This is a genomic window from Kribbella sp. NBC_01484 (assembly GCF_036227145.1).
Lineage (GTDB): Bacteria > Actinomycetota > Actinomycetes > Propionibacteriales > Kribbellaceae > Kribbella.
In genome coordinates this window covers 3,374,957-3,393,984 of record NZ_CP109437.1, presented here as the reverse complement: position 1 = coordinate 3,393,984, position 19,028 = coordinate 3,374,957, and the positions used below count along the sequence as shown (strand labels likewise).

Genomic DNA, 19,028 nt, shown 5'->3' with positions numbered 1-19,028 from the left:
CTTCGTGGTCAGATCAGCAACCCTCCGCTGGCCTGGATGTTCTGACCGGTGAGCCAGCGACTGTCGGGTCCGGCCAGGAAAGCGACCACGTCGGCGATCTCGGCGGGCTGGCCGAGGCGACCGAGGGCGGTGATTCCGGCCAGCTTCGCCTCGGCTTCCGGCGGATTGGCTCCGTGGAACATGTCGGTGCTGGTCGCGCCCGGCGACACCGTGTTGGCGGTGATCCCGCGGGAACCGTACTCGCGCGCGGCGACCTTCACGAACTGCTCCAGCGCACCCTTGCCGGCGGCGTACAGGGAGATGCCCGGCCCCGGGAGGGCCGTGTTGACCGTGGAGATCGCGATGATCCGGCCGCCGTCCGGGAGACTGCGGCCGGCGCGTTGGAGAGCGAAGTACGGTCCCTTGACGTTGACCGCGAACGTTGTGTCGAAGTCGTCCTCGATCACGTCGGCGATCAGCTGGACCGACGCCTGCGCCGCGTTGCAGACGAAGATGTCGAGGGTGCCGGTCGGCTCGGCCGCGCGGTCGAACAGCTCGTCGACAGCGGACAGGTCGGCCTGGTCGGCCTGGATCGCGATCGCCTCACCGCCGGCCGCTTTCACCTCGGCGACCACATCCGCGGCCGCGGCCTCGCTGCTCGCGTAGGTGAAGGTGACCACAGCACCGTCGGCGGCCAAGCGCCGTACGATCGCGGCGCCGATGCCGCGCGAGCCGCCGGTGACGAGAGCTGCCTTGCCTTCGAGTACGCCCATTGTTCTTGTCTATCACCGCGAGTGGGTCTTTCGTTTGCTTGAGTCTTCGAATCGCTTGCCTGCCAATTGGCAGCGCTTACAGCGGTCAGGTCACGCTCCGAGGTCATCCGCACGAGAACCGTTGTGACGCCGGCGCGTTGGGGCATACGGTGAGAGCAGGGCAGTTCCGTTCCGCCAGGACCGACCGGTGGTCATGGTGCTGCCCGGGGGAGAGACCGGCGTGACAAGCCACCGAGACCCGCGGGATGGCGAGATGATCAGAACCACGTTCGACGCTGAGACCCAGGAACTCGAACCCGGCGTACTGCTGGTCCGGCTGTCCGGTGAGATCGACATTGCCAGCACCGACTTCGCATCCGCGTCGATCCGCGCCGCGGTGGCGCCGCCGGCCCGGCTGGTCCTGATCGACGTTTCCGACGTCACCTTCTGCAGTTCCGCCGGTCTCGGCAACCTGGTCGAGGCCCGCAACCTGGCCGGCGAGCACAACATCACCCTGGCCCTGGTCGGCGTCGGCCGGCCGATCGACCGGCCGCTCGAGGTCACCGGTCTCGGCGCCCAGTTCCGCATCTTCGCCACGGTCCCGGAGGCGCTGGCGCAGCTCTGATCGTCGGATGCGGTAGTTTTCCTTGTCTCCGACAAAGGAAAGTCATGGGTGAGCTGACCAAGATCGTGGTCGTCGTGCCGACCTACAACGAGCGGGAGAACCTGCCCGTGCTGGCCGGACTGCTGGCCGACCTCAACCTGCCCGGCCTGGAGATGCTCGTCGTCGACGACAACTCCCCCGACGGCACCGGTGACATCGCCGACGAGCTGGCGAAGGAGTCGCCGGAGCGGGTCGGCGTACTGCACCGGACGGTGAAGGACGGTCTCGGCCGCGCGTACATCGCCGGGATCACCCGCGCCCTCGACGAAGGCGCCGACATCGTCATCCAGATGGACGCCGACCTGTCCCACCCGGCCTCGGTGATCCCGACCATGGTGGAGACGCTGCGGACGACGGACGCCGGCGTGGTGATCGGGTCCCGGTACGTCGAAGGCGGCGAGGCGGCGGCCGAGTGGGGCTGGCACCGGCGGGCGCTGTCCGCGTGGGCCAACTTCTACGTGAACGCGATCCTGCGGCTGCATGTGAAGGACGCCACGGCCGGGTTCAAGGCCTGGAAGGCGGACACGCTGCGCTGGATCGACGTGGGCACGATCGAGAGCAACGGGTATTCGTTCCAGGTCGAGATGAACTACCGGACGGTCAAGCGCGGCCTGCGCATCGCCGAGGTTCCGATCCGCTTCGAGGAGCGGACCGTGGGTGCGTCGAAGATGACCCTGAAGGTGCAGCTCGAGTCGGCCCTGATGCCGTGGAAGCTGCTGTTCTCGCGCTCCTAGCCGTAGCCCAGTTCGTGCAGGCGGGCGTCGTCGATGCCGAAGTGGTGCGCGATCTCGTGCACCACCGTGATGTGCACCTCGTCGACGACGTCCTCGACCGTGGCGCACATCCGCAGGGTCGGGTTGCGGTAGATGGTGATCCGGTCCGGCAGTACGCCGCCGTAGTAGTGCCCGCGCTCGGTCAGCGGGATGCCTTCGTAGATCCCGAGCAGCTCCCGATCCCCGGCCGGCGGCTCGTCCTCGACGAAGATCGCCACGTTGTCGATCAGCGCCGCCAGCTCGCCCGGCACCTCGTCCAGCGCCTCCGACACCAGCACCTCGAAGTCCGCCCGACTCATCTCGATCACGCTGCCAGCGTAGTGACCTAAAGCCAGCCCTGACGCGACGCTTGCACGCCGAGCTGGAACCTGGTCTGCGCCCCGAGCGCCTCCTGCAGGCGGCCGATCCGGCGCGCGATCGTGCGCTCGCTGACCCCGAACTCGCGGGCAATCGACTCGTCCGTCAGCCCTGCACTCAGGTAGGTCAGCAGCCGCTTCGCGTCCAGGCTGGGTCCAGCGGTCACGTCGTTCAGCTCGGTGCCGCCGGTGATCGGTACCGCGATCCGCCACAGTGCCTCGAAGATCCGGGCAAGCCCACCCAGCAGCGGCGAATCGTGCACCACCATCGCCACGAACTCCGGCCCCCGCTGGACGTCTGACCGTGCGCCGACCAGCGCCCACCGATCGTCGACGATCGTGATGTTGAGCGGTACGTGCGGGAACACCCGGGCCTGCTCACCGGCCTCGATGCACGCCTGTACCAGGTGCAGCGCGTCGGCGTCCTGGAGGACGTGGGCGCCGTAGATCACGTCGTACCTGACACCCCGCTCGAGGGCGTCGAACATGCCGTCGACGATCCGCAGCTCACGGGCGGCGATGTTGCCCATGGTCATTGCCCGGACCTGCTCCTCGGCCTCGGTCTGGACCGAGTTCAGGACCGCCTGCGCGGCGGCGTACGTCGGCAGGACCTCAAGGTAGTCAGGTTTGCCGGTGGCCGCCTTCCAGAGCTCCGACAACAGCTCGGCGCTGTCCCGGGCCAGCGCGGCCTGCTGCGTATGACGCTCCGCGAGAGCGCCGAGCGCGAGGCGGGGCGGCCGAACCACCACCGCGTCGGCGGTCCGCTCGATCAGACCGAGATCAGTCAGCTCGCAGAGGACGACGTCGAGGTCGTCGTGGCTCGCGGCCAGCTCGGCCGGGGTGGTCTCCGGATTCTGCAGCAGCTGGAGCAGGACCCCCTCCGCGCCGGCCGACAGACCCAGGGCCCGGAGCGCTTCCATGCCTCTGTGTATCACCGGCGACAGGTTCTCGCCATGCCGGTTTCTGACAGCTCCAGCCCTCGTAGCGTCCGCTACCTGCGGCAAATACTGATGCCGCCCAAGTCCCCCACGCGTTCCCAGGAGTCCCCGATGAGAAAACGCCTGATCTGGCCGGTGGTCGCCGCTCTCGCCCTGACGTTCGGCCTCGCGATCCCGTCCACCGCCACTGCGGCCCCTGTCGTGCAAAGCGCCGTACCGCAGAACCTGTCACCTGAGCTGCAGCAGATTGTCGACAACCTGCCGGCGATGCGCGAGCGGGCCGAAGCGGTCAAGGCCAAGCTCGGGCTGAAGGACAACACGGCCCAGGACGCCGTACTCGAGGCCATCGACCCGACCCAGTACGAGTGCTCCGACGCCACCCCGCCGGTGGTGTCCGCGATCATGCCGGACGTCACCGACTGGACCTTCGAGCAGCGGCTCGCCGTCCTCCACGTCCTGTTGTTCAACATGGCGCTCATGGACGCGGCGTACCTGCCGCAGACCGGTCCGTTCACGTACGGTGCACGGGGCGAGTTCAGCAACCAGGTCAACCGCACGATCCGCGACCTGAAGACGTTCTGGGACATTCCGTCCGGCGACGTCGAACTGGTGCCCGCGCACGGCCGAGCCATGCTCGACCCCGAGGTGAACTACCGCGTCTTCACCACGCTCTACGGCTTCGACCCGGCCGCGTCGCGCATCTCCGCGGACCTGGTCGCGCACGAGCTGAACAGCCCCGCGCTCGGGTACGGCGACCTGCCGATCTTCACGTTCAACGCGTACGCCGCACCGGGCGGTGAGGACATCCCCGGCCTCGGCAAGTCCCCACGGCGGATCGCCTTCGGTGACGGCGTGCTTGAAGGCTTCGCCCGGATCGGGCTGGGCGACGTGGCGCCGCAGGCGATCCTCGCGCATGAGTTCGGTCACCAGGTCCAGTACTCCGACGGCCTGATGCGGCCCGACCTGCCCGGGCCCGAGGCGTCCCGCTGGGCGGAGCTGATGGCGGACGCGTTCAGCGCGTACTTCCTCACCCACGCCCGCGGCGCCGCGATGCAGTGGAAGCGGGTGCAGGCGTTCGGCCAGATGTTCTACCAGCTGGGCGACTGCGGCTTCGCCGCGGACGGCCACCACGGCACACCCAACCAGCGGATGCGGTCCGCCCTCTGGGCCTACAGCGTCGCGGATTCGGCCCGCCCGCAGGGCCACATCCTTCCGGCCCTCGACTTCTACGGGCTGTTCGCCGCTCAGTACCCGCAGTTGGTTGCCCCTGACGCCACCAGCTGATTCCAGGGCGCCGTACGCCTCCCCCCAGGGCGTACGGCGCCCGCCCCGGAACTCGTTTTGGCTGCGGGCGCGGTCTCCTCTATGCTTACGGCTGTCCCTGGAGCTTCGGCTCCCGCGGGTCCGAGTCCCCATCGTCTAGTGGCCTAGGACGCTGCCCTTTCAAGGCGGTAACGCGGGTTCGAATCCCGTTGGGGATACGGTCGAAAGACCGGTGTCAGAAGCACCTCGAAGATGCTGTAGGATCATCGAGTCATCTGGCCCAGTGGCGCAGTTGGTTAGCGTGCCGCCCTGTCACGGCGGAGGTCGCGGGTTCGAGTCCCGTCTGGGTCGCCAGGAGAAGGCGGCGGTGTGAACACACCGCCGCCGAACTTTCTCCCGGTCAGGTAGCTCAGCTGGTAGAGCGTCCGCCTGAAAAGCGGAAGGTCGGCGGTTCGAGACCGCCCCTGACCACACCTCTCACCTACGGTTTCTCCTTCTGAGAATCGCCGACCCTCCCGCTAGTACAGCAACGGGTCCAGCAACGTCTGTCGGCTAGGTGTTCCGCGAGAGCTGATCCAGCCCCCGCCCGCCCTCACGGGATGCGTGCGCGTAGGCCGCGATCGTGACCTGGATGTCGGCATGACCCGACGATCGACTGAACGTTGTGCGGCGGCACCAAAGCCACTGATCACACCAGTGGTGGCTCTCCGAGACCCTGCAGGTGCTGGGTCTCGTTCAGAGACACGACCTGATGGCTGAAGTGGGTGTCGTTGCGGCGGAGGGTGGTGATACCGCCTGCAGCCAGGGGAAAGAAGACCCGGTCTGTCGACGTCATCGGCATGCCGATCCAGGCAGCAATCAGATAGCTCGATGCGGACCCGTGCGACACCACTATCTGGTTCGCGACTGGTCGACGGAGGATGTCATCGAGGGCCGGGTACAGACGTGCGACCAGTTCCATTCGTGTCTCCGCACCGGCTGGTCCGTCGTGGTGGCCGAGTCGATCGCCGTATTCCGGAAGTGGGATGCGGCGCTCGGCGAGCCACGCTTGGGGACGCCCGTCAGCCTCACCGTTGGACCTCTCGCGAAGCCGCGCATCAGTCTGGACCTCGACGACGAACCTCCGAGCAATTCGCTCTGCCGTTTGGCTGGCTCGCCGCAGATCAGAGGAGTAGACCTCGACCGGCTGGAGTCCGATCCTGCTCGCCAGAACCTCGGCGATGCGTTCGGCCTGCACGCGCCCGAGGGCTGTCAGATCTGAGTCGTGCCAGCCTCCAACGACGCCGTCAACGTGATGCTGTGCCTCGGGATGCGTGACGAGGTAGATGTGTCTCATTACCCTCCTTCGACCCACCTTTGCAGGCTCAGAGCCTCTCACCAGTCAGCGATACACGCCGAGGAGACGCTCTGCACGGGTCCCATCTGGGTCATGACGACGAGAGGTTTGGCGCCGGCAGGGCGGGTAGAAGCAGCTCCTCACCTCCGCTTGCGGACCCGGCGACAGGGGCTGACTCCGCGACTAGCATTGTCGTGCTGGCCTGGGGGACGTTCGGGAGGGCCACCGTGGCCGATCAGCAGAACTCAGCGAGCCGTATCGCCGAGAGCGTCATCGCCGCGATCATCCTCGCCGCGGTCACCTGGGCCTGGAAGCGGGATGTCGTCGGCACGCTCTGCATGTTCGTCGCCGTCGGCTGCGCGTACTACGTGATCAGAGGCGCCCGGAAGTCCGGCAACAGCAAGGCCTACTGGCGTGCCGCAGTTCCGTACTTCCTCGTCGGCGTCTTCCTGGCTGTCGTCCTGATCCTCTTGTTCCCGTAGCCCTCTGCGCTCCCCCAACGATCGTCGTACCCCGCAGGGCCGTGATCCTTCAGAGATCTCCGATGCCCTTAAAGGTCAAGCTGACACCTGCTCCGTGGCCGGGCGCTAGTGCCGCGTCAAGCAAGCAGGGGAGGTAATCCGCAGTGACCACCACCCCGAAGCCCGTCCCCCCTGCGGCCAGGTGCGGGGTTCACCCCTGATCTGGTCCCTTCACCCTGGGAATGCGTAGGTAGAAGGGTGCAGCTGCGAGGTTCTCCCCCAAAATTGACCGGGCGGAAGGCAAGTGCCGTAACGACCTCGACGCTTCCTGGCGAGGCACTAGCTTGTGTGTTGGCTGTTAGAACCCGAAGTTCCCGTGATGACCGAGGCCCTCCCGACGTTTGCCTTCGATCGGGGCTCAGGACCGCAGCGCCGGGGCAGGGGCCGGATCTCTTCGGCTCAACTGACCCGTCACCGCGCGCCCGGCTTCCCGGAACCACGCCTACAGGTTTCGTTCCCACTGAAGTCTTCGGTGACCGCAACCCGGGACCGCAACGGCTACCCGGCAACCAGCTCCGCGAGCTGATCGAGGGCCTTCCGCTGATCGTCCAGCGATACGTGCGCGTAGATCGTCTCGTCACGTGAATGTCCGCGTGCCCGACGATCACCTGCACGATGTGCGGCGGAACCCCGAGCAGCAGGAGCAGCCTCACGCAACTGTGGCGTTCACGCGCAGGCCCGACGACATCAAGCGGCCGGCGTGGCGATGTGCTTAGTGCGGGATTGGCGCGATGACTCCGACATCGGCCAGGCCGTCGAGGACCAGCTGCACAGCGATCGCAGCGATCAGGAAGCCGAAGACCTTCTCGGTGACCAGCATGCGGCCTTCGTCGAGCTTGTCGCTCACCCGGTTCGCCCAGCGGAACACCACGACGTCCAGCAGCAGGACGAACACGAGGATGCCGAACTCCACGGCGAAGACGCTGAGTGACTTCGCCTCAGCGGAGATCGTCATCAGGCCGACGATACCCACCGGGTTGAGCAGGTAGGGCACGGCCAGCGGGAACTGCGCAAGCTGCATCGGGTCTTTCCCGGCGGTGCGGTGGCTGCTGTCAGTGGGTGGCCCGAGAACCATCCACACCGCCAGCACGAGCAAGATCACGCCACCTGCGATCGACAGGGATCCGATCGTGAAGTGCAGCAATGCGCGCAACAACTCGCCCAGCACCATGAGTGCCACGGCCACCACCGCCGCCGTGGTCAGCATCTTGCGCAGCACCCGCCGCTTGACGGCCGGGTCAAGGGAAGCGGTGATTTCCAGGAACGGGACCAGCGCGAGCTTCGGCCCAATACCGATCAGCAGGACCAGGAACGTGTCGATCGCACCAGCGGCAGTGATCGATGTTTCCATCCACCAAGTGTCGCGGACGCCGCTCTCCGGCGCCTAGTCTGATTACCTGTCGTCTTTCGCGCCTTGGCATGTACGGACTTTCACGAACCTTCAGCAGCGCACGGGGTCGCGCCTTGTTCTGCTTTACCACCGGCCCAGACAACAAGCTGGATCATTGATCGGCGCTGTCGCCACGTCCCGGCGCCGTGAACCGGCCGCACGTGCGCAGTGAGGCAGGGGTTCTGGGAGTTGCTACTTCCCTCCATGAAGTGCCCCCTTGTGCCGGGGGACCGGGATGCCGACTAGCGAGTGGACCATGGCCAACGAGGAATACGGCTCGCGTCCGCGCCGCAGGCGGAAGACTTACATGATCATCGCCTTGGGTGTGCTGGCGTTCCTGGCGTCTTCGCCGTGCTCTATGTGATCGGTGAGCCAGGGGGTGCGAAGAGCTACAGGACCACCGTCGATTGCCAGGTGAACACAGTCGGATCGCAGGGCACGGTAACGATCAGCGGCACGATTTCAGGCGACGCGGCGAGCTATTCAGTTACCGCCGACGTCTTGGATGCAGCCTCTCACCAGGGGATCGTCGGTCAGACCTTCGAGGTTCGCGGCACGACCACATTCGGAGGAACCACCCCGGCGCAAGCTCCCATTGGATCGGCCGGCATCGAATGCAAGATCGCCAAGGTGGCCTAGCAGTCCTGACCAGGGAGGCTGGTTAGGCGGGTGAGGCCCGCGAGCCACGTTCGTGTCAGCGGCTGGGGCAGTCGAAGATGAGCTCCAGGCCGTCCTCCTCGTCCCACTGTTCGCCGTTCTCGACGAAGCCGAAGCCGGCGATGGTGGCCAGCGATGCCTCGTTGGTGGGGCTGATTGTGGCCCGCACGGTCCGTACTGCGGGTTCGGCCGCCGCACGTTCCAGGAGCGCGGTCACGATCGCCCTGGCGAAACCCTGTCGCCGGTACGGCGGGTCGACTGTGTAGCCGATCTCCACCATGCCGGCCTCGTCCGGTGGACCGTGGAAACCGGCATAGCCGACCACGATCCCGTCGGCCACGACGAGCTTGACGAGCCACCCGAAGGTGCTGGGATCCCGGGTCAGCTGATCGAGGCGGTACTGCCAGAGCCACTTGGCCCGGTCAGTGAGGAACTCGTCGCCGAGTGGGAAGCCGAGCTCGGTCTCTGCCGCGGGACGGTCGTCGGCCAGCAACGCGCTCAGCGCGGTACTGGTCATCTCGACGAAGCGAACCGCCCGGGGGGAAGTAGTAGTCATCGCACTCATCCTCAGCCCCGGCAGCCCGCGAGGCCAACCATTAACCCGCCAGCGCCTCGGCGTACCTGGTCGCGTCGACCCCGGCGCAGCGATCGGTACGGCGGCGGCCGAGTGGCTCCGGGGCAATCCGGTCACTCACGGCGAACCGAGGTACAGCGTTGATACGCGGAGGGTCTGCTCAGAGTAATCTGGTGACATGACTGCTCAGCCGATGCAGAGCTCGCTGGATGACCCCAGCGAGATCCTCCGCCTATTGCCGGCGAAGTGGCATGAGCAGTTCCTCAGCGAGTACCACGGCGCACTGGACGCTGCCCACGAGGTGTGGCGCTTCCAGCAACTGCGGGACGTATTGCACCTCTGGCGCCTGAGGGCGGCCGCGTACTCCGATCCGGGCTTCGATCATGCGCTGCAAGCGACCCGCGAGGATCGAGCTGACGAGTTCGTGCCGGCCGAGCAAGCGATACCCCCACGGACCTCAGTGCCCGCCGTCTCGGCCTAGGCCGAGGCCGAGAGCTTCGGCGTGATCAGGCCCTGTCCGAGGGCGATCATGATCGCGTTCGCGCGATTGACGGCGCCCAGCTTCTCGTACACGCGGGAAACATAGGTCTTGGCCGTCGAGAGACTGACGAACATCGCGCCGGCGATCTCAGGCACTGAATGACCCATGGCCAGGAGGGACAGAACCTCTTGCTCGCGCGGACTGAGCGCCAGACCAACCGGCACCCGATCACTGACAGACTGCCCACCGGTGGGCAGGCCGGCGCCGCGACGAGCCAACGCGTGCATCAGGCCGGTTGCGGTGAAGGAAGCGGCTGCCACGGCGGCGTGCCGGATCGCCCCGAGGACCTCGGCGTTCGGCGCGGTCTTGTCGACGAAGGCGGAGACGCCGGTCTCGAGCGCCCTGAACAGTAGGTCGTCCTTCGCCTGGGCCGTGAGTACGACGATGCCGAGCTCGGCGTACCGGTCACGGAGTTCACGGGCGAGCTGGAGGCCGTCCGCGTCAGGCAGAGCGACATCCAGGACCACGACGTCCGGCCGGGCGGACTCGACCAGTGCCGGCGCCTCAGCGGCGAGGCCGCATTCGCCGACGACGGTGATGTCGGCGTCAATGCTGACGAGCCTCATCAGTCCGTACCTGGTCAGTGTGTGGCCGTCGATGACGACGACTTTGATCGAGCTCTGCATTGCTTGCCCCCGCCGGACTCTCGGTGGCCCCCAGCCGGAGATGAGTAGATGTCACTTACTGGTCCGTTGATCGGCAATCGCCTACAACCCGTTACGGGATTCGGATGGGTGCTTTTTGCCGTAACAATCAGACAGTTGGTGACATAGTTCCTGCAGGCCACGCTCCACTCGTCACGCGACGGCGAGGATGGCCACCAGTGCGCCGCCGAGCATGAACGGGCCGAAGCTGATGCTGTGCTGGAGCGTGATCCGGCGTGCGATCAGCAGCACGAGGCTCACGACACCCATCAGGACGAAGCCCAGGGACGCCCCGACGAGCAGAGTCGGCCAGCCCAGCCAGCCGAGCGCGATGCCGATTCCGCCGGCGAGCTTGACGTCCCCGCCACCGAGCTGGCCACGGCTCAACACCGCCAGTACGAAGTAGCCGCCACCGAGCACCAGCCCGCCCAGCAGTGCACGCAGCAGGTACGACGGATGCCCGTCGACCGCCGTCGCGAGTCCGAACAGCGCAATCAGGCCCGGGTACAGCAGCAGAGTCAACCGGTTGGGTAACTGCTGGACCGCGATGTCGATGGCGGCCAACGCGACCCCCAACGCGCCGATGAAAGCGAACGGGGCCGCATCCGGAAGACCGGCGAACCGCCACAGCAGCAGGGCAACCACCGCAGCGGTCACCAGCTCGAGGACGAACGGAACGCCGAACCAGCCATGACACTGCGTACACCGGATCGCGAAACGTCCGCCGACCCTTGCCCCGCAGCGCGCGCAGCAGGTGGGGGCGGGTTCGCCGGAAGCCACCGACAGCCGGAAGACCGTGCTACGCAGCAGCAGTCCGGCCACGAAGCCAATGATGCCCCCGGCAACTGTCCACGCGATGTCCATGCCGGCCAAGGTACGGCGCACGTCACGCGCGAAGGAACCACATCACCGCAGAACCGGCCGACCGGAGCCGCGAAGCCGGCTGACCGGCCGACGGTGTCAGCCGAACGACCGACAGACCCTGTCATCTCCTGTCGGCCGGTCGGCGCTGGTCTCCGCCGTTGTCGGTCGATCGTCCTGCGCTGTCTGGCCGGTTGACCGATGCCGGGCCAGGCCGGCGATCCCGCACTGTTTCGGTACCGATCGGCAGGTCGCCGTTCGAGCAACGGGTGGGTCCCGCACCCGCCGCCAACTGAAGGAGTTCCCATGATCAACACCCTGCTTGCCTACGTGCAGAACGCTGTCCAGCAGACGCGTCGCGACGAGCGCGGCGCCACCATGATCGAGTACGGCCTGATGGTCGCGCTGATCGCCGTGATCGTGATTCCCGCGCTGGTGGTACTGGGCCCGGCCGTCCGCGACCTGTTCGCCGGCGTCGCCGGCAACCTCTGACCGATCGAACGATCTGCCGATCCCCTCCGTTCGATCGCGAGGGGTGGTGCGGCCCGGCCGGACGGTCGGGCCGCCACCGCCTCGCCCAGGTTGGAGTTCCGATGCTCAGTCTCGCGAGGTTGGTCAAAACCCTTGCCGGCAAGGTGATCCGCGACGATCGCGGCGCGAACCTGATCGAGTACGGCCTGGTGGCAACGCTGATCGCGCTCGTCGTCATGCCCGCTGTCATCATCCTCGGCCCTTTGGTCGCCGCTTTGTACACCGGCGTCATCGGCGCCTTCTGATCGATCTTCATCAACCGGGAGAGCTCATGTATCCGAGACGAGGGAAGCGCGGCGGGGAAACTCACCACGGCCGTCACGTATCTCGCATCCGGCCCGCGGCACGGGTACGCCGCATGCTCCCCTCGTCCGTACATGGGGGCAGCGGCGCGGACCGCGGCGCCGTCGCTGTCGAGTTCGCGCTTCTGCTTCCCCTGCTGCTGCTGATCGTGCTGGGCATCATCGACTTCGGCCGGATGCTCAATGCACAGGAGACCCTCACCAACGCCGCACGCGAAGGCGCTCGGCTCGTCGCACTCGGACAGCCGAACGTGGCGAGTCGCACGCAGGCTGCCGCATCCGGGCTGAGCCCCGTCGGCGTGTCGATCCAGTCGGCCTGCCCGGTTGGCGCCGGTTCAGCCAGCCAGGGCGCCGTGCAAACCAGCTTCACCTTCCAGTTCACGCCGGGCCTCGGATATCTCGTCGGCCTTTTCGGTGGCACCGGCCTGAGCGGCCAGACCACGTTGTCAGCCCGGGGAGTCATGCCATGCGAAACCTGATCCCACCGTTCGTCCGTCCGATGATGCGGCTGCTCGGCGCCGACGACCGAGGTGCCTTCGGGGTCCTGGTCGGCATGCTGCTCGCGACCGGCGTACTGCTCGGCATGGCTGCTCTGACCGTCGATGTCGGACAGCTGTACCAGGAGCGTGCCGAGTTGCAGAACGGCGCCGACGCCGGCTCGCTCGCCGTCGCGAAGAGCTGCCTCAGCGGCCCGGCGTGCACCCCCGGTACGGCGGCCACCTACGCGAACCTCAACGCCAAGGACGGCGTGTCGGCGGTGACCTTGGTCTGCGGTCGCGACATCAAAGGCGGTCTGCCGGGTTGTCCGGCGTTCTCGGGAACCATGGTCGACTGCCCGAGCGCACCTGCAACCGGGACGAACTACGTCGATGTGCACACCGCCACGAGGACCTCGGGCGGCTCCTCGCTGTTGCCGCCGGCGTTCGCCCGCGCGTTGACCGGAAACGCCGGCTACCAAGGCAGTACGGTCCACGCCTGCGCTCGCGCGATGTGGGGACCGGCCCTGCAGAGCTCCCTGTCACTCGCGATGACGCTCTCGCTGTGTGCGTGGACCCAGGCGACCGGTGGTACAACACCGCCGACCTTCGGCGCCGACGTACGGATCTTCGTGCGCGACGCGCCCAACGCGCCCACCTGCGCCGGTCTGAGCGCGCCCGGTGAGTTCGGCTGGCTGACCGACAGCGGTGGATGTAGGGCCGCGATCGACCTCACGCAGAGCGGTGCCATCGGGGGCAGCGACCCCGGCAAGAGCATCACCAAGCCGTGTCAGGACGTATTGACGTCGTACGTCGCGAGCGGGGCGCCGATCTTCATCCCGATCTTCGACACCACGACCGGTTCGGGCAGCGGCGCCACATATCACCTGGTCGGACTAGCTGCCTTCATCCTCACCGGCTACGCGAACATGAACCCCCTCAAGGACGCCATCCCATCGCCGTTCACCAAGAGTTCGTGCCCGAACGGGGGCACCACTCCGTCCTGCATCTACGGACATTTCACGCAGGCCCTGGTGCCTGTCTCCACCAGCGTCGGCACCGGCACGTACTTCGGCGCCGTAGCCGTCAAGCTCGCCGGCTAGAACCGCCAGCAGAAGAGAGAGAACCATGAAACGTCGAGTTTTGACCATCGTGCTGGCGGTCGTGCTGGCCGTACTCGGGACAGCCGCCGTGCTGGTGTACGTCGATCGCGCGGACGCCCGCGCGGTCGCCGGACAGCAGGCGGTGACCGTTCTCGTTGTAGGTAAGGCGATTCCGTCCGGAACCTCCGCCGCCGACGCGAAGGCATCACTGCACCAGGAGACCTTGCCGGCATCGTCGGTGTCGTCGGACGCCGTCATGGAGATCACGCCGGCGCAGGAGTCCCTCGTCACCTCGTCCGACCTCAGCCCGGGCCAGCTGCTCCTGAAGTCGACGCTGGTGACCCCCGCACAGGCAACCGGCGGACTGTCGATTCCCGACGGTAAGGTAGCTGTCACCATCACGCTCTGCAGCCCAGAAGCGGTAGCCGGCAACGTGAAGGCCGGGTCGGATGTCGCCGTCTTCGGTACGGTCGTCGTCGGCGGCACCGGCGATGTCAATGGGCAGCCGAACTGCACCGGCCAGCACAAACAGCAGGGCGGCGGCAAGGCCGTCGCCAAAACCGCGGTCGTCATCCCGAAGGTGCGCGTGATCGCGATCGGCCCGGCCACGTCCGGCACGCCGCAAGAGGATGCGAAGACGAGCAACAGCTCCTTCTCGCAGGGCGCCGCGTCGGGGCAGAACGACCTGACGCTGGTGACCTTCGCCGCGAATCAGATCGACGCCGAACGCCTGATCCAGCTGTCCCAGACCTCACTGCCGTACCTGGCACTGCTCGGCCCGTCCGCTCAGGTCAAGGTCCAAGACCACAACGAGCCGCTGTTCCCGGTGGCGCCGAAGACCACGAAGAAGTGAGGGCACTGCGATGACCATTCTTTGTCAGCCGGCCGCTGCGCCGGACGACCTGATCTCGAACCTCGGTGGGAACGTTCGGTCGGTCGACGACCTCGATGCCGCGCTTCGCGCCCTGAACGACGACTCCGCCGAGGATCTCGTCGTGGTCGGACCCGATGCCGACGCCCGGGCTGCCCTGCGGTTCGCCGCGGAGCTGCGGTTGGAGCGGCCGGCCACCGGTCTGATCCTGGTCCGCGAGCACGTGGACGTCGACCTGCTCACGGAGGCACTTCGGGCCGGAGTGCGGGAAGTGGTTGCCGCCGGCGACACCGTAGCGCTCGTCGCGGCGTGCGAACGCTCGCGCGCGCTGTCGGGCCGGGTGCGTGTCAACGACGAGCCGGAACCGGAGCACCAGGGGAAGGTCGTCACCGTGTTCGCCGCCAAGGGCGGCTGTGGCAAGACCACCATCGCGATCAACCTGGCCGCGGCGCTGTCCGCGAGCGACGGCATCCGAGTCTGCTTGGTGGACCTCGATCTCTCGTTCGGTGACGTGGCGATCAGCGTTCAGCTCGACCCGGTCCGCACGATCAGCGACGCCTTGCCGATGGCCGGCCATCTCGACACGACAGGTGCGGTCTCGCTGCTGACGTCGTACCGACCGGGGCTGGACATGCTGCTGGCGCCGGTGACCCCCGGCGATGCGGAGAAGATTCCCGCCACGCTGGTCGGCGAGCTGCTCACGGTACTGCGGGGGATGTTCGACTTCGTCGTGGTCGATACGCCGGCGCAGTTCAGCGAGCATGTGCTGACCGCGATGGACGTCTCCGATCACCATGTCCTGCTGACCACACCGGACACACCAGCACTGAAGAATCTGCGAATCACGCTGGACATGCTCGACCTGCTGTCCTACTCGCGCGACATCCGCTCAGTGGTGCTCAATCGCTCCGACTCGAAGGTCGGACTGTCCTCGGGCGATGTCGAGCGCGTGGTCCGCAGTGCCATCAACGGGCACGTGCCGTCCAGCCGCAACGTGCCCATTTCGATCAACAAGGGCACCCCGATCGTGATCGCGACCCCGACTCATCCGGTCAGCCAGGCGATTACTCGGCTCGCCCACGAACGACTGCTCAACCGGCCGGTTGCGACGAGGTCCAAGGCGTTCGGACGCCGTGGTGCGGGCAGGCGATCATGAATCTGTCCGAACGACTGGCCAAGCGCCAGGCACCCCCTGGGCAACACTCCCGGACGGTGCCGACGAGTTCACCGAGTCCGCAGACGTCGGCCGACGTACCGCGCCGGGCAGCGCGCAACGCGGACCCGTTCGCCGGCGTGAGGCGCAGCGTGCACCAGGGTCTGCTGGAGAGCCTTGGTCCCAAGCTGTACGACGCTCACCTCGATCAGCACGAGCTCGAACAGCAGGTCACGCAAACCCTGCAGGCAGTACTGCAGCGCGATGACACCCCGATGACCGCGGCCGATCGTGCGCGCGTCGCGCAGGAGGTCGCCGACGAGATCCTCGGCCATGGCCCCCTCGAGCCGTATCTGCGTGATGCCGGCGTCTCCGAGATCATGGTCAACGGTCACGACCAGATCTACGTCGAACGCGACGGGCGGCTGACCCCGGTCGACGCGGCGTTCACCGACGAGAGCCACCTGCGTCGCACCATCGACAAGATCGTCTCCCGAGTCGGCCGCCGGGTCGACGACGCCAGCCCGATGGTGGACGCCCGGTTGCCCGACGGCAGCCGGGTGAACGCCGTCGTTCCGCCGATCGCGCTGGACGGGTCACTGCTCACGATCCGGAAGTTCGCCGCCGACCCCTTCACGGTCGACGACCTGATCTCGTTCGGCACGCTGACCGGGCCGGTCGCGGAACTGCTGCAGGCCTGTGTGCGGGGCCGGTTGAACGTCCTGATCGGCGGCGGCACCGGCTCCGGCAAGACGACGACGCTGAACGTGCTGTCATCGTTCATTCCCGATGACGAACGCATCGTCACGATCGAGGACGCGGCCGAGCTACAGCTGCGGCAGGAGCACGTACTGCGGCTCGAGTCGCGTCCGGCGAACGTCGAGAAGCGTGGCGAGATCGCGATCCGCGAACTGGTTCGCAACTCCCTGCGGATGCGCCCCGACCGCATCATCATCGGTGAGGTCCGCGACGGCGCCGCACTCGACATGTTGCAAGCCATGAACACGGGCCACGACGGCTCGATCACGACCGTGCACTCCAACGCGCCACGCGACTCGCTGTCCCGGCTGGAGACCATGGTGCTGATGGCCGGCGTCGACCTGCCGCAGCGGGCGATCCGCGAGCAGATGTCCTCGGCGCTCGACCTCATCGTGCACCAGGCCCGCCTCAAGGACGGGACACGTCGCATCACGCACATCACCGAGGTCACCGGCATGGAGGGTGAGGTCATCACTCTCCAGGACGTGTTCCAGTTCGACTTCCGCGCTGGCGTCGACGAGCACGGCAGCTTCCGCGGCGCCCTGCGGTCGACCGGCCTGCGCCCAGGTTTCCTCGAGCGGCTCGCTGATCGCGGCGTCTACGTGCCGCCGCGGATGTTCGGCGTGGAAGAGGTCTACCGATGACGATCGCGCGACGCATCCGATGGCTGGGTGCCATAGTCCTCGGCTTGGCAGTGGTGCTGCCGGGAATTGCGCACGCGGACGGCAGTCCGTCGGCACGGATCGACTCTGTGCAGGTCAGCCATGGCCATGCCAGCTTCGTGCTCACGACCGCCAACGTGTCAGGAAAGCTGGACTCGAAGTCGGTGCGCGTCCAGGCCGGCAGCACCTCGCTGCCGGCACAGGTGACGCCGGTGAGCAGCACGACCATGACAGCGGCTCCGCCGCGCGCGGTGGTCATCGCACTGGACACCAGTGGCTCGATGGCCGGCTCGGGGCTTGCTGCGGCGCGTCAGGCCGCGCTCAGCTACCTTGCCAGCCTGCCGAACGACGTAAGGGCGGGCCTGATCACCTTCTCCGACCGGCCTCGTCTCTTGGTCTCGCCGACGACGAACCGCACGCTGGTTCGAGCGGCATTGGCGCACGTGCAGGCCATCGGCGACACAGCGCTGTACGACGCTGTCCGCGCAGCCGTCGCCACGCTCGATGCCGCCCGCCTCGGCCCGGCAGCCCAGCGCAGACTGGTCGTGCTGTCGGACGGCGTCGACACCTCCAGCAAGGCGAAGCTCACCTCGGTGACAAGGCAGCTCGCGGCGGATCGCGTCCCGGCTGACGTCGTCGCCTTCCGGTACGGCAGCGGCGACGCATCAGCGGCACAGGAGATCGCGTCGGCCGCGGGCGGACGGATACTGACCGCGCAGAACGCCAGTGAGCTGACGGCAGCCTTCGCTGCCGTGGCGCGGAACTTCACTGCGCGCGCCGAGGTCGACATCACTGTGCCCGACGCGTTGGCCGGCCGTAGTGTGATGCTGCGGGTCGCCATCGGTTCGGTCACCGCCAAGACCATGGTGACCTTCGCCGCGGCCACTCTGCCAACTCCTCCATCGGCGCCGACGAACGCCATACAGCCGGCTCGGTCGCACCAGACCATCTGGTCATGGCAGCTTCTCGCGCTGCTGGCCGGGGTCTTCTTGATCGTGGTGCTCGCCGTCGTACTACTGCGCTGGCAGGGCTCCCGGGAAGACACTGCGCGTCGGTTGGTCCAGAAGGTCAGCCAGTACGGGCCTCGCCGCGACGAGCACCACACCGGTGAGGTGGAGGGCGCTTCCGCGCGGACCGCGGTCGGACTCGTCGCCCAGGTCCTGCGGTCCAGTGGCGTCGAACAAGGACTTGCCAAGCGGCTCGATCTCGCGGACGTGAAGCGCAAGCCCGCCGAATGGGCGTCGCTGGTCCTCTGCGGCAGTGTGGCGCTGGGGGTCGCCCTGATGCTCGTGGGCGTCAACGAGCTGCTCAGTTTGCCGATCGGACTTCTCGTCGGCTGGCTCGCCCAACATGTCTTCCTCAATATCCGCATCGGGCGCCGCCGTGCGGCCTTCGGCGAACAACTCCCCGATGTGCTACAGCTGATCGTCGGATCGCTTCGCTCCGGGTTCTCGCTGGCTCAGGCCATCGATGCCGTCGTACGAGACGGCACGCAACCGGCCGCGAGTGAGTTCTCCCGGGCACTCGCGGAGACCAGGATCGGTGTCGATCTCGAGGACGGTCTCACCCACGTTGCGGACCGGATGCACTGCGAGGATCTACGCTGGGTCGTGATGGCCACCCGGATCCAACGGGAGGTCGGCGGCAACCTGGCCGAGGTACTGACGAACACCGTCGACACCATGCGCGAACGCGCACAGACCCGCCGCCACGTCCGGGCTCTCAGTGCCGAAGGGCGGCTGTCCGGCTACATCATCGTCAGTCTGCCGATTGCGCTCGGTGCGTGGCTGACGTTGAGCAAACCGCAGTACATGAGCCCGCTGTTCACCACACCGATCGGCGTCATGATGGTCGCCGCCTGCGTCGGACTCATCATCGTGGGCGCGTTCTGGATCCGCGTCTTGATCAAGGTGGAGGCATGA

22 protein-coding genes and 3 tRNA genes are annotated in these 19,028 nt (G+C 67.1%); 17 read left to right on the top strand and 8 right to left on the bottom strand.

The features are described from left to right. Nucleotides 1-8: 8 nt before the first annotated feature. Complete coding sequence (locus OG555_RS16730; RefSeq protein ID WP_329483815.1) at nucleotides 9-752, bottom strand: SDR family oxidoreductase; 744 nt, start codon at nucleotides 750-752, stop codon at nucleotides 9-11. Nucleotides 753-1,005: 253 nt separating this feature from the next. Here OG555_RS16730 and OG555_RS16725 point away from each other — a divergent pair, with 253 nt between their 5' ends. Then, nucleotides 1,006-1,356, top strand: coding sequence for an STAS domain-containing protein (locus tag OG555_RS16725; protein ID WP_329483814.1), 351 nt, complete (start codon nucleotides 1,006-1,008; stop codon nucleotides 1,354-1,356). A 44-nt stretch (nucleotides 1,357-1,400) separates the two neighbouring features. Beyond that, a complete protein-coding gene (locus OG555_RS16720; protein WP_329483813.1) occupies nucleotides 1,401-2,129 on the top strand; it encodes a polyprenol monophosphomannose synthase in 729 nt (242 codons plus the stop codon). Here OG555_RS16720 and OG555_RS16715 read toward each other — a convergent pair. Both OG555_RS16715 and OG555_RS16710 read right to left on the bottom strand, forming a co-directional pair. Then, nucleotides 2,126-2,476: a metallopeptidase family protein gene (locus OG555_RS16715; protein ID WP_329483812.1), complete on the bottom strand. Its 351-nt coding sequence runs from the start codon at nucleotides 2,474-2,476 to the stop codon at nucleotides 2,126-2,128. The genes OG555_RS16720 and OG555_RS16715 overlap by 4 nt on opposite strands. A gap of 17 nt (nucleotides 2,477-2,493) precedes the next feature. Beyond that, nucleotides 2,494-3,444 (bottom strand): hypothetical protein, encoded by a 951-nt coding sequence (locus tag OG555_RS16710; protein ID WP_329483811.1) that lies wholly within the window; start codon nucleotides 3,442-3,444, stop codon nucleotides 2,494-2,496. A gap of 129 nt (nucleotides 3,445-3,573) precedes the next feature. On the opposite strand from OG555_RS16710, the gene OG555_RS16705 reads away from it, so the two are divergent. The 4 genes from OG555_RS16705 (at nucleotide 3,574) to OG555_RS16690 (ending at nucleotide 5,196) form a co-directional block, all read left to right on the top strand. Next, a complete protein-coding gene (locus OG555_RS16705) occupies nucleotides 3,574-4,746 on the top strand; it encodes a hypothetical protein (RefSeq protein WP_329483810.1) in 1,173 nt (390 codons plus the stop codon). Nucleotides 4,747-4,870: 124 nt separating this feature from the next. Next, a tRNA-Glu gene (locus OG555_RS16700) sits at nucleotides 4,871-4,943 on the top strand. Between the two features lie 59 nt (nucleotides 4,944-5,002). Continuing rightward, a tRNA-Asp gene (locus tag OG555_RS16695) sits at nucleotides 5,003-5,079 on the top strand. A gap of 44 nt (nucleotides 5,080-5,123) precedes the next feature. Further along, nucleotides 5,124-5,196 (top strand) — tRNA-Phe (locus OG555_RS16690). Between the two features lie 217 nt (nucleotides 5,197-5,413). Here OG555_RS16690 and OG555_RS16685 read toward each other — a convergent pair. Next, a complete protein-coding gene (locus OG555_RS16685; RefSeq protein ID WP_329483809.1) occupies nucleotides 5,414-6,103 on the bottom strand; it encodes a histidine phosphatase family protein in 690 nt (229 codons plus the stop codon). A 185-nt stretch (nucleotides 6,104-6,288) separates the two neighbouring features. Between OG555_RS16685 and OG555_RS16680 the strand changes: the two genes are divergently transcribed. Then, nucleotides 6,289-6,543, top strand: coding sequence for a hypothetical protein (locus tag OG555_RS16680; RefSeq protein ID WP_328525507.1), 255 nt, complete (start codon nucleotides 6,289-6,291; stop codon nucleotides 6,541-6,543). Between the two features lie 751 nt (nucleotides 6,544-7,294). Here the strand turns inward: OG555_RS16680 and OG555_RS16675 are convergent. After that, nucleotides 7,295-7,933: a MarC family protein gene (locus OG555_RS16675; RefSeq protein WP_329483808.1), complete on the bottom strand. Its 639-nt coding sequence runs from the start codon at nucleotides 7,931-7,933 to the stop codon at nucleotides 7,295-7,297. A 390-nt stretch (nucleotides 7,934-8,323) separates the two neighbouring features. Between OG555_RS16675 and OG555_RS16670 the strand changes: the two genes are divergently transcribed. Beyond that, nucleotides 8,324-8,611, top strand: coding sequence for a hypothetical protein (locus tag OG555_RS16670; protein ID WP_329483807.1), 288 nt, complete (start codon nucleotides 8,324-8,326; stop codon nucleotides 8,609-8,611). Between the two features lie 55 nt (nucleotides 8,612-8,666). Here OG555_RS16670 and OG555_RS16665 read toward each other — a convergent pair whose 3' ends face one another. Next, on the bottom strand, nucleotides 8,667-9,185 hold the full coding sequence (locus OG555_RS16665; protein ID WP_329483806.1) for a GNAT family N-acetyltransferase: 519 nt from the start codon (nucleotides 9,183-9,185) through the stop codon (nucleotides 8,667-8,669). Nucleotides 9,186-9,381: 196 nt separating this feature from the next. On the opposite strand from OG555_RS16665, the gene OG555_RS16660 reads away from it, so the two are divergent. Continuing rightward, nucleotides 9,382-9,684, top strand: a complete 303-nt coding sequence (locus OG555_RS16660) for a DUF6247 family protein (RefSeq protein ID WP_329483805.1) — start codon at nucleotides 9,382-9,384, stop codon at nucleotides 9,682-9,684. Here the strand turns inward: OG555_RS16660 and OG555_RS16655 are convergent. Then, a complete protein-coding gene (locus OG555_RS16655) occupies nucleotides 9,681-10,370 on the bottom strand; it encodes a response regulator transcription factor (RefSeq protein WP_329483804.1) in 690 nt (229 codons plus the stop codon). The two genes, OG555_RS16660 and OG555_RS16655, sit on opposite strands and share 4 nt — an antisense overlap. Nucleotides 10,371-10,541: 171 nt before the next feature. Beyond that, nucleotides 10,542-11,252, bottom strand: a complete 711-nt coding sequence (locus OG555_RS16650; RefSeq protein WP_329483803.1) for an A24 family peptidase — start codon at nucleotides 11,250-11,252, stop codon at nucleotides 10,542-10,544. Between the two features lie 303 nt (nucleotides 11,253-11,555). Here OG555_RS16650 and OG555_RS16645 point away from each other — a divergent pair, with 303 nt between their 5' ends. The 8 genes from OG555_RS16645 to OG555_RS16610 all read left to right on the top strand — a co-directional run bounded on the left by OG555_RS16645 (nucleotide 11,556) and on the right by OG555_RS16610 (nucleotide 19,028). Beyond that, nucleotides 11,556-11,741 (top strand): Flp family type IVb pilin, encoded by a 186-nt coding sequence (locus OG555_RS16645; protein WP_329483802.1) that lies wholly within the window; start codon nucleotides 11,556-11,558, stop codon nucleotides 11,739-11,741. Nucleotides 11,742-11,842: 101 nt separating this feature from the next. Continuing rightward, nucleotides 11,843-12,025, top strand: a complete 183-nt coding sequence (locus OG555_RS16640; RefSeq protein WP_329483801.1) for a Flp family type IVb pilin — start codon at nucleotides 11,843-11,845, stop codon at nucleotides 12,023-12,025. Nucleotides 12,026-12,138: 113 nt separating this feature from the next. Continuing rightward, nucleotides 12,139-12,561, top strand: coding sequence for a TadE/TadG family type IV pilus assembly protein (locus OG555_RS16635; protein ID WP_329483800.1), 423 nt, complete (start codon nucleotides 12,139-12,141; stop codon nucleotides 12,559-12,561). After that, nucleotides 12,549-13,661, top strand: a complete 1,113-nt coding sequence (locus OG555_RS16630; protein WP_329483799.1) for a TadE/TadG family type IV pilus assembly protein — start codon at nucleotides 12,549-12,551, stop codon at nucleotides 13,659-13,661. Before OG555_RS16635 ends, OG555_RS16630 begins: the two co-directional genes overlap by 13 nt. Before the next feature lie 25 nt (nucleotides 13,662-13,686). Further along, nucleotides 13,687-14,514, top strand: coding sequence for a Flp pilus assembly protein CpaB (gene cpaB, locus OG555_RS16625; RefSeq protein ID WP_329483798.1), 828 nt, complete (start codon nucleotides 13,687-13,689; stop codon nucleotides 14,512-14,514). A 10-nt stretch (nucleotides 14,515-14,524) separates the two neighbouring features. Next, entirely contained in the window at nucleotides 14,525-15,688 is a 1,164-nt protein-coding gene (locus OG555_RS16620) for an AAA family ATPase (protein WP_329483797.1), read from the top strand. Further along, nucleotides 15,685-17,088 (top strand): ATPase, T2SS/T4P/T4SS family, encoded by a 1,404-nt coding sequence (locus tag OG555_RS16615; RefSeq protein WP_329483796.1) that lies wholly within the window; start codon nucleotides 15,685-15,687, stop codon nucleotides 17,086-17,088. The genes OG555_RS16620 and OG555_RS16615 overlap by 4 nt, the downstream gene beginning before the upstream one ends. After that, nucleotides 17,085-19,028: a VWA domain-containing protein gene (locus OG555_RS16610; RefSeq protein ID WP_329483795.1), complete on the top strand. Its 1,944-nt coding sequence runs from the start codon at nucleotides 17,085-17,087 to the stop codon at nucleotides 19,026-19,028. The genes OG555_RS16615 and OG555_RS16610 overlap by 4 nt, the downstream gene beginning before the upstream one ends.

What these genes read in the sequence shown, in the direction of transcription:
- OG555_RS16730 (WP_329483815.1), bottom strand. Translation starts at nt 752, where the DNA reads ATGGGCGTACTCGAAGGCAAGGCAGCTCTCGTCACCGGCGGCTCGCGC.
- OG555_RS16725 (WP_329483814.1), top strand. Translation starts at nt 1,006, where the DNA reads ATGATCAGAACCACGTTCGACGCTGAGACCCAGGAACTCGAACCCGGC.
- OG555_RS16720 (WP_329483813.1), top strand. Translation starts at nt 1,401, where the DNA reads ATGGGTGAGCTGACCAAGATCGTGGTCGTCGTGCCGACCTACAACGAG.
- OG555_RS16710 (WP_329483811.1), bottom strand. Translation starts at nt 3,444, where the DNA reads ATGGAAGCGCTCCGGGCCCTGGGTCTGTCGGCCGGCGCGGAGGGGGTC.
- OG555_RS16705 (WP_329483810.1), top strand. Translation starts at nt 3,574, where the DNA reads ATGAGAAAACGCCTGATCTGGCCGGTGGTCGCCGCTCTCGCCCTGACG.
- OG555_RS16675 (WP_329483808.1), bottom strand. Translation starts at nt 7,933, where the DNA reads ATGGAAACATCGATCACTGCCGCTGGTGCGATCGACACGTTCCTGGTC.
- OG555_RS16665 (WP_329483806.1), bottom strand. Translation starts at nt 9,185, where the DNA reads ATGACTACTACTTCCCCCCGGGCGGTTCGCTTCGTCGAGATGACCAGT.
- OG555_RS16660 (WP_329483805.1), top strand. Translation starts at nt 9,382, where the DNA reads ATGACTGCTCAGCCGATGCAGAGCTCGCTGGATGACCCCAGCGAGATC.
- OG555_RS16655 (WP_329483804.1), bottom strand. Translation starts at nt 10,370, where the DNA reads ATGCAGAGCTCGATCAAAGTCGTCGTCATCGACGGCCACACACTGACC.
- OG555_RS16650 (WP_329483803.1), bottom strand. Translation starts at nt 11,252, where the DNA reads ATGGACATCGCGTGGACAGTTGCCGGGGGCATCATTGGCTTCGTGGCC.
- OG555_RS16645 (WP_329483802.1), top strand. Translation starts at nt 11,556, where the DNA reads ATGATCAACACCCTGCTTGCCTACGTGCAGAACGCTGTCCAGCAGACG.
- OG555_RS16640 (WP_329483801.1), top strand. Translation starts at nt 11,843, where the DNA reads ATGCTCAGTCTCGCGAGGTTGGTCAAAACCCTTGCCGGCAAGGTGATC.
- OG555_RS16635 (WP_329483800.1), top strand. Translation starts at nt 12,139, where the DNA reads ATGCTCCCCTCGTCCGTACATGGGGGCAGCGGCGCGGACCGCGGCGCC.
- OG555_RS16630 (WP_329483799.1), top strand. Translation starts at nt 12,549, where the DNA reads ATGCGAAACCTGATCCCACCGTTCGTCCGTCCGATGATGCGGCTGCTC.
- cpaB (WP_329483798.1), top strand. Translation starts at nt 13,687, where the DNA reads ATGAAACGTCGAGTTTTGACCATCGTGCTGGCGGTCGTGCTGGCCGTA.
- OG555_RS16620 (WP_329483797.1), top strand. Translation starts at nt 14,525, where the DNA reads ATGACCATTCTTTGTCAGCCGGCCGCTGCGCCGGACGACCTGATCTCG.
- OG555_RS16615 (WP_329483796.1), top strand. Translation starts at nt 15,685, where the DNA reads ATGAATCTGTCCGAACGACTGGCCAAGCGCCAGGCACCCCCTGGGCAA.
- OG555_RS16610 (WP_329483795.1), top strand. Translation starts at nt 17,085, where the DNA reads ATGACGATCGCGCGACGCATCCGATGGCTGGGTGCCATAGTCCTCGGC.